11 protein-coding genes are annotated in these 7,277 nt (G+C 65.9%); 1 reads left to right on the top strand and 10 read right to left on the bottom strand.

Annotation, left to right across the window (positions count from 1 at the left end; genetic code table 11):
- The 9 genes from AC6LJ9_RS29900 to AC6LJ9_RS29860 form a co-directional block, all read right to left on the bottom strand.
- A partial coding sequence (locus tag AC6LJ9_RS29900; protein WP_498150356.1) for a hypothetical protein occupies positions 1-344 on the bottom strand: 344 nt, incomplete at its 3' end.
- Positions 341-928: a S26 family signal peptidase gene (locus AC6LJ9_RS29895; protein ID WP_003092304.1), complete on the bottom strand. Its 588-nt coding sequence runs from the start codon at positions 926-928 to the stop codon at positions 341-343. The genes AC6LJ9_RS29895 and AC6LJ9_RS29900, both read right to left, overlap by 4 nt.
- Positions 925-1,482, bottom strand: a complete 558-nt coding sequence (locus AC6LJ9_RS29890; RefSeq protein WP_023093372.1) for a DUF2840 domain-containing protein — start codon at positions 1,480-1,482, stop codon at positions 925-927. The genes AC6LJ9_RS29895 and AC6LJ9_RS29890 overlap by 4 nt, the downstream gene beginning before the upstream one ends.
- Entirely contained in the window at positions 1,479-1,742 is a 264-nt protein-coding gene (locus AC6LJ9_RS29885; protein WP_000147048.1) for a hypothetical protein, read from the bottom strand. Before AC6LJ9_RS29885 ends, AC6LJ9_RS29890 begins: the two co-directional genes overlap by 4 nt.
- A complete protein-coding gene (parA, locus tag AC6LJ9_RS29880) occupies positions 1,739-2,377 on the bottom strand; it encodes a ParA family partition ATPase (RefSeq protein ID WP_003092312.1) in 639 nt (212 codons plus the stop codon). The genes AC6LJ9_RS29885 and parA overlap by 4 nt, the downstream gene beginning before the upstream one ends.
- 241 nt (positions 2,378-2,618) lie before the next feature.
- A complete protein-coding gene (locus AC6LJ9_RS29875; protein WP_022652188.1) occupies positions 2,619-3,464 on the bottom strand; it encodes a replication initiator protein A in 846 nt (281 codons plus the stop codon).
- 26 nt (positions 3,465-3,490) lie between these two features.
- Positions 3,491-3,775 carry a helix-turn-helix transcriptional regulator gene (locus tag AC6LJ9_RS29870; protein ID WP_001247107.1) on the bottom strand — a complete coding sequence of 95 codons (285 nt, stop codon included), beginning with the start codon at positions 3,773-3,775 and terminating at the stop codon, positions 3,491-3,493.
- A gap of 111 nt (positions 3,776-3,886) precedes the next feature.
- Positions 3,887-4,657, bottom strand: a complete 771-nt coding sequence (locus AC6LJ9_RS29865) for a DUF2285 domain-containing protein (protein WP_003092318.1) — start codon at positions 4,655-4,657, stop codon at positions 3,887-3,889.
- Positions 4,658-4,999: 342 nt separating this feature from the next.
- Entirely contained in the window at positions 5,000-5,347 is a 348-nt protein-coding gene (locus AC6LJ9_RS29860) for a DUF2958 domain-containing protein (RefSeq protein WP_016487838.1), read from the bottom strand.
- Positions 5,348-5,634: 287 nt separating this feature from the next.
- On the opposite strand from AC6LJ9_RS29860, the gene AC6LJ9_RS29855 reads away from it, so the two are divergent.
- The gene (locus AC6LJ9_RS29855; RefSeq protein ID WP_006379425.1) at positions 5,635-5,928 is read left to right on the top strand and encodes a helix-turn-helix domain-containing protein; all 294 of its coding nucleotides are present in this window, start codon (positions 5,635-5,637) and stop codon (positions 5,926-5,928) included.
- Positions 5,929-6,240: 312 nt separating this feature from the next.
- Here the strand turns inward: AC6LJ9_RS29855 and AC6LJ9_RS29850 are convergent, their stop codons facing one another.
- Positions 6,241-6,555, bottom strand: coding sequence for a DUF736 domain-containing protein (locus AC6LJ9_RS29850; protein ID WP_001273857.1), 315 nt, complete (start codon positions 6,553-6,555; stop codon positions 6,241-6,243).
- Positions 6,556-7,277 lie beyond the last annotated feature (722 nt).

The raw sequence follows: 7,277 nt of genomic DNA, 5'->3' as shown, positions 1-7,277 counted from the left end.
GTGCCGCGCCACCCCCACGTGCAGACTGGCTTTGCGGGCGGCAGAGTGCCGAGCCCTTTTGTCTTGCCTTCCGCCTTTGCCCCTCGCTCCCGCTCCGGGCATCGGCGGTCCGGCGGCGCTGCCGCACGAGCAGCCAGCCCGCCGGCGAACACGCCAATGGCCGCAGGCCAGGCGCGTTCGAGGCAAGACGCCTGCACGTTGGGCGGCTGCGCCGAAGGCAGCGCGAAGTGCGGTGCGAATGCACCCGCACTGCACGCGCGACGACACGGCGACGAACAGTAGAACGACATGCCCGATGGCACGATGAGAGGCGCGGCAAAGTGCAGCGAATCGGCGGCCATCATGGACGTGTCTCCAGCCAGATCGGATGCGCAACGCCGATCACGGCGAACGCGCTGACCGGCCCGAAATAGCGGCTGTCGAACGACGCCGGGTTGGTCGCGCTCAACAGGAACAGTTCGCCCGGTTGGAGACGGCGGCAAAGCTGCAAGGATGGCAGCGGCCGGCCCAGCCGGTCGGCAGGCAGGGCGGCGGCCACCGGCACGCCGTCGATGCGAACCTGGCCGGCGACGATGCAAACGTGTTGTGGCGCGACTGCGCCCACACGTTTGAGCAGCGGAACGCGGGTCGGCAGGTAGCCGCGCTGCGCAGCCAGCATGGCGGCCCTGTCGGGCAGCGGCATCAGCACGATGCTGTCCACGGACAGCGGACGTGGCCGCGAGGCGGTGCGCGGGTCGAACGGTTCGATGCGATACCAACCGACCGCCACGCTGTCGGACGGGTTGTAGGCCATTCGCGGCAGGGGCTGCACGAACGCCGCCCAGGCCAGCGCAGCGAGGCCGACGGTGGCGAAGCCTGCCAGCACGAGGCGAGCGCGCAGGCGCGAGCGAGGATGCGGCACGGGGCCGGTCGTGGAAATCGTGGTCATGGCAATGCCCTCCCGGCCAGCCAGGCGGCGTGCCGTTCTGCGGTGTATGTGGGTAGCGCCGAGCGCGCTGCGAGCCGGTTCGCGAGCGTGCGCCAGTACGCGGGCGATGTGTCTGCGGCTGCGATGCCCAGCGCCTCGATGCCGTCGATGCGTTCCAGCACGGCGCGCACGTTGGCATCGCCTTCGGCGTGCAGCAGCAGACGCGCGCCCGGCTGCACGCCGGGGATGCGCTGCACGGCGTCCAGCGGCGTGGCGGTCTGCATCACCATGAGCTGCCAGCGGATCGTGCCGTAGTCGTTGGCCTGCCAACGGATGCGGCACAGAACCGCGTTCGGCAGGAACACGGCGCAGCGCCGCCAGCGGTCGAGCTGGAGCGTGCGCGCCGGTTCGCCGAAGCGCAGGTAGAGCTTGAAGCGCGGTTCGATGTAGGCCAGCGCCACGCGCGTCAGCGGCACGTTGCCGGCCTGGCCGGCGAGTGTCGAAGGCGCCGGCGGCGGCGCAGCCGTGGGCGCACTTGCTTTGGGGGTGTGGGCGGTCGAAGCGGATGCGTTCACGGCGTGCCCTCCGGGGGAAACTCCCGCTCCAGCAGGTCGCGCAGCAGTTCGGCTACGGTCACGCCTCGCGTGAAGGCCGACACCTTGATGCGCGCCCGCATGGCGGGCGTGATGTCGAGCGTCAGTCGAGCGGTGTAGAGGTCGCCTTTCTGCACGGCATCTGCGTCGCCCTGGCGAATCCACGCTTCGGCGTGCGGATTCGCTGGGGGACGCGCACCGATGCCGACGCGCTTGCTGCGTGGTGGTGGCTTCCCAGTCATGTCGGCCACCGCAGCAGTTCGTCGGTGAGCGCGGCGATCTCGCGGGCAGCGGCGCTGTCGGGCGCGGTTTCGCGGGCGAGCCGGCCAGCGGCTACGCTGTCGGCAAAGACGATGCGCTGGTGGATCTCCGAGCGCAGCGCGGGCAGCGGCTGTTCGGCCAGCGATTGCCGTGCCTCCCTGCCGATGATGGTGGTGCTGACGCGCCGGTTGATGACGAAGGCCGCGCGCAGCGCTGGCCGGAACACCTGTGCTTCGCGGATCAGTGCGACCATCTCGGCAGAAGCCCATACGTCGTAGGGGCTGGGCTGCACGGGGATCAGCACGCGCTCGGCCGCCAGCAGCGCGGAACGCGCGAGGGCGGCGATGCGCGGCGGGCCGTCGATGATGATGTGATCGGCCCGCCTGGCGAGTTCTGGCGCTTCCTGATGCAGCGTTTCGCGGGCAAGGCCCACGGCGCTGAACAGACGGGGCAGGCCCTGCTGGCTACGCCGCTGCGTCCAGTCGAGCGATGACCCCTGCGGGTCGGCATCCAGCAGGATGACATGCAGGCCGCGCATCGCCAGTTCGCCGGCGATGTGCGTGGCGAGCGTGGTCTTGCCGACGCCGCCTTTCTGGTTGAGAAACGCGAAGATCATGGCGCGGCCCTCCGAGCTGGAAAGCCGGCCTGGCCGTGCCGTTTCGTGGTTGTCCACCGAAACGGCGCGCTTCTACTAAAAGTTATGTATTTCTTGTTAGGTAAGTTAGAGGGAACGCAAACCCGCGCCGTTGTTGGCTTTCCGGCGTTTTCGTACTCCTGATAGCACGAGGGTCGTACTCCTGATAGCACGATACCCGGTACTCCTGATAGCACGAGGCCGTCCACAGGTTCTCCCGCAGTTATCCCCGTGCCGCGTGCGGCACGGGCCGGAAGGTCAGCAGCTCGGTGTTGTCGTCCGGCATCCGCTCGATGCCGAGGACGTAGCCGGGCAACGACTGCCGCGCCACCAGGGCGCGCACGTCGTAGGCGAAGTCCGAGAAGCGGGCCGCGCTGCCGGATTTGCGGTACAGGTGTCGGAAGTCGAATTGCCAGCCGTGCTCCTGCCGCCCGCCATGCTTGCGCACCAGGCGGTACAGCCAGCGTTCGATACCGCCCTTCAAGCGGAAATAGGCCGGGTCGATGGTCAGCACCAGGGCGGCGTCGAGCACGCCGGCATAGAACCAGTCCGGCAAGATCAGCTCGATGCCCAGCGGGGTGCCGCTGGCGTCGGCGAGTTCCTTCCACTCGTTGATCCACGAGAAGCGATGCAAGCGCCTTCCCGTGGTTTCGCGGATGGACGTGGCCACCGTGGTCGATTGCAGCCGGTCGAGGGCGGCCTTCAGGCGCTGGTAGTCGTTGAGGGACGTGCCGCGCCCGATGAAGCGCAAAATCTCGTAAGGCGTGGCGCGTATCCAGCGCGACGGGCGCAGGCCCGCGTCGCGCGCCTCCACGATCTGCGAGGCGGCCCATATCAGCACGTCGGCATCCCATATCGTTGCGATGCCGTGCTCCTGCGTGCCTTCCACGCGAATGGTGACGTTCCCGCTGCGGAAGTCGATCGGCGCCGTGCGCCGCGACTTGGCAAGCGAGAAGAACGGAAAGGCCATCAAGTCCTGGGAATCGCGTGGCGCCATGTCGCCCGGCAGCGCGCGGAACAGATCGAGCTGTTCGCGCTGCGGCAAGGCTTGCCCTGGCGGGCTGGACATGGCGAAGGCCACCCACGCGCCGACGATCAGCGGCCATCACGGTAGTCGCCCGCGTGGCGCTCGGCGTATTCGGGATCGGACGTGGCCTCGTAGCTGCGCTGGTCGGCCCAGGCATCGAGGTCGGACACCGCGTACATGACGCGGCGGCCGAACTTGCGGAACTTGGGGCCGCCGCCGATCACCCGCTGCTTCTCCAGCGTGCGCGGCGACAGCCGCAGGTAGTCGGCGGCTTCGTCGTTTGTCAGGTAGCGTTGAGGCTGCGAGGTCGCAGTGACGGCAGCGGCGGCAGGCCGCGAGGGAGCAGGTCGCATGGGATGTACCTCCATCAAGCCCGGCCACACCACGCGGCCGGATAGAGGCACTCTCAAGAAAGCAAGGCTTCTTGCTAAGGGACGATTCGCACGGGTCGAGAAACGTCCCCCCTAATGCGACGGGAACATTGGAAGCTGCGCTAGTCGGCGGTAGCCGCCGTGCATCAGCTCATCGCCGCGGCGTACCAGCCGCCGTACGCGGGCACGCAATGCACTGTCTTTGTGCCAGTCGGCCGCGACGGCATCCGCGCCGAACAGACCTTCGCCCACCTCGCGCAAGGAGGCTCCCGCGAGGGTCGCGTCGAGCGCTTGCAAGGTATGCAGTTCCAGCAGCGCGGCGGGCGTGGGGCGGGAGCGGGCTGTTGCCACAGGCGTGGCCACGGTTGCGGCAGATAGCGCATCCAGCTTCGCAGCGAGCGTGCGGTAGCGCGCACAGGGCGTGGCGCAGGCGCGTGTGGCGTAGAGATAGGCCGAACCATCTTCCAGGTCGGGTGCGAGTGCCAGCCGAACGCAGCAGCCTGGCCAATGCGATACGAGCACCAGGCGCTTGCCGTCGTGGGTCAGTTGCTTGCGCCCAGGAATGCGCCAGAACTCGAAGGTATGCGCATCGGGTGGTGGGTCGGCGTCGGGGTATAGCTGCACCACGGCATCGTGATCGGGGAACCAAGCAGGATGTGCGTCGCGCGCATCCAGGCCGGGATCTTCCAGCAGGCGCAGGCCCCAGGCCTGCGCCGCATCAGGCTTGCGACGCCGGCGTAGCCAGTCGCGCCGGTAGCTTGGATTCCTGCGCAAATACTCCCAAGCCAGCGCTGGGCCATCGAGGTGCAGCGTGTAGAGATACGCGGCCGTGGGATACCAGTGTTGGCTGCTGCGGTCAGTCATGGCGAAACCTCCCTGTTTCTGGGAACGTCGCCACAATTCCGCTGTGCGGGAGCTATCGAATCGCCATCAAGTGGTCATCAAACTCGGGTTACGCTTTAACTGCTGGTGTCAAGACAGATTCGCTCCAGTGCATTGCCGAAATCGTCTAAATGCGACGACTGCACCGCCCGGAAATGGGGTGCAGCATTGAACACCGTGCCGAATCTCGCGCCTGGCATCATGACTGTTTTGGTCAGGAGCGCACCACCCTGGTGCAAGCATGCGGATCAAGACTTGCCAGGTCTTGGCTAAGACCGAAATAGTCACAATGCGATACTTTTTGCCTGGTCGCGCTGGAATGCGTCAATCGGTGATCGAACCGTTTTCCTGAGCCAGTCGAACGTATTCCGACAGCGGCCGCGTCGGCTGGAAATACCGATCTCGTATCACGGGCTGCTTGAGCGGCCCGACGATGGACGCCAGATCGGACAGCTTCACCGTCGCCAGGGCAGGCATCCCGATCCCGAGGTCGATCAGGCCGTAGGCCGTATCGCCATCGGTCGGATCGAGCGCGGCCAATAGCCAGGTCGCATGTGCGTCCGGTGTGAACAGGCGCACCACGGGCAGCGGGTCACATTCCTGGCCTGCGGCGCGGGTGAGGCCGTGGGCCAGTAGGTGCACCCGGTCTTCCTCGGTGACAAGCGTGGTCAAGGCCGCGCCCCTTCCACGAACACACGCAATCGCCGAGGCGCATCTGTGCCTGCGGACGGATGCACGTATGCGCAAGCGCACGAAGCCGCAAAAGCGGAGAGGCACGAAGGCGTATTGGTGGAAGTCAGGAAAGACACGGATGCGGTTCCCTGGGTCTGAGGAAATCCGCAGATGCGGATCTCCGTAAAAGCACGGAAAAGGAAAACATCACCACCAAATGAACACTATAGATTGTAGTCCTATAGGGCGCAATGGGCTGTCATCTTGGTTTTTTGGGGAAACCATAGGTGGCAGCGAAGAACTCATTGGCAGCGGCGATTCGGACGGTAAGGAAGGCGCGTGGTTTGAGCCAGGAAGCGTTCTCCAACGTGTCCAGTCGCACCTACATGAGCACGCTGGAGCGCGACCTGAAAAGCCCAACCATCCAGAAGCTGGCCGATCTGTGCGAGGTCATGGAAGTGCATCCGCTCACGCTGCTCACATTGGCTTATGCCGGTGACAGCACCCGCGAAGCTGATGAATTGCTGGCACAGGTGCGCCAGGAACTCAGGGCGATATTGGAAGAGCCCGACACGCCTTAGCGCGTTGGCGTGTGGTACTGAATTGCAGCAAGCGGAGCGCGCAGCGCCGCAGGCGCGAAGGCGTGAGGGATTGAAGCCGGATGGCCGTGACGGCTTGCCGGCACGGGGCGAAGCCCGAAAGCCCGGCGGCGCTTACAGCGCCGACACGCCACACACCGCTCGTTGACACGGATTGCGAGCCACAAGGCACGCATGCAGGCCCGCCGTGACGGGCGTATCCAGCACGCGGCAGCAGCAGAAATCCTGCGCGTGCGGTGCTGCGATCAGCAGCATCGCGCCCCGCCGCAGTGGGCGGGACGCGGTAAGCGGCTGTCAGGCCGCCTTCGGCTTGTTGCGCGACCAGATCAGGTCGTGCGTGCCGTCCTCGTTCTCGATCAGGCGGGCATAGACCGTCGCCGGGAACGAAGGGTCGTCGATGGATACGGACAGGTATTCCCGCCCGGCCTCGCTGGTCTTCTTCCACGCTGCGCCGACTTCGTGGCCAGCCGCTTGCAGGTGGAAGTCGGGGGCGTTCTCGGTGTCGCCCTTGTCGTTGGGAACCAGCTTGACCTTGACGTTGAGCGTCAGGGTGCGAAGCGTGCCGGTGAAGCCGTCTTTCTCTGCGGTGAAGGTGCCGATGTTAGCCATGATGTTTCTCCTTTCGGGTTGAACAAGGTCGCGCCAGTGCGTCCTTGTTGTGATCCGGCCGGCGGGGGATGGGCTGGTCGCACCGCACAGCGGTCGCAACAACGTGGAGAACCTGGAAGCGAAAAGAATTTGTCCCGCGAGGAATGCGCGCAGCGCAGGGGAAATTGTTTTCGCTGCAAGGTTGCGGCCATCAAGCACAAGGCGCAGCCGCGCCACCGCCAGGATTCACAACAAGACAAGGACGCACAGGCCGCCCGCTCCCGAATGGAGACGTGGCCAACTCGGCATCCCCGCGTGACGGCTGCACCGGCTTGCGCCCTGACGCGGGCCAGGTCAATGCCCCGACGACAAGGCCAGAGCGCCCCTGCCGCAGCTCACGGCCACATACTGAGGCGTGGTGTGGAAGCTCCATAGAAGCGAGGCTGGGCGGCGTGTCGGTGAACCGTCTTTCGTGACGTACAGACAACGAACCGCCAGCGTCGGGGACGGCACGCTTTCGTGCAACCTGCCGCAGCAAGCCGGGGCGTAGCCACACCAGCCCCGCCCATTGCGGCGGGGCTCGGTCGAAACGTTTGCGGCGCGATGCGCCGCCACACATGCTGGCTTCGTGGATTTCCCCCCCGAGCGCCCCTGTGCGTCTGGCTCTTATACACATCACCGCGACCACGAGACGCCAAATGGAATCTCGTATGCCGTCTTCTGCTTGAAAAAAAAAAAAAACA

Source organism: Achromobacter sp. 1011811831 (assembly GCF_059760905.1).
Note: the sequence above shows the minus strand (reverse complement) of the source record. Positions and strands in the feature narration are given on the sequence as shown.

Coding starts and splice junctions, on each gene's coding strand:
- AC6LJ9_RS29895 (WP_003092304.1), bottom strand. CDS start 928: ATGACCACGATTTCCACGACCGGCCCCGTGCCGCATCCTCGCTCGCGC.
- AC6LJ9_RS29885 (WP_000147048.1), bottom strand. CDS start 1,742: ATGACTGGGAAGCCACCACCACGCAGCAAGCGCGTCGGCATCGGTGCG.
- parA (WP_003092312.1), bottom strand. CDS start 2,377: ATGATCTTCGCGTTTCTCAACCAGAAAGGCGGCGTCGGCAAGACCACG.
- AC6LJ9_RS29875 (WP_022652188.1), bottom strand. CDS start 3,464: ATGTCCAGCCCGCCAGGGCAAGCCTTGCCGCAGCGCGAACAGCTCGAT.
- AC6LJ9_RS29870 (WP_001247107.1), bottom strand. CDS start 3,775: ATGCGACCTGCTCCCTCGCGGCCTGCCGCCGCTGCCGTCACTGCGACC.
- AC6LJ9_RS29865 (WP_003092318.1), bottom strand. CDS start 4,657: ATGACTGACCGCAGCAGCCAACACTGGTATCCCACGGCCGCGTATCTC.
- AC6LJ9_RS29850 (WP_001273857.1), bottom strand. CDS start 6,555: ATGGCTAACATCGGCACCTTCACCGCAGAGAAAGACGGCTTCACCGGC.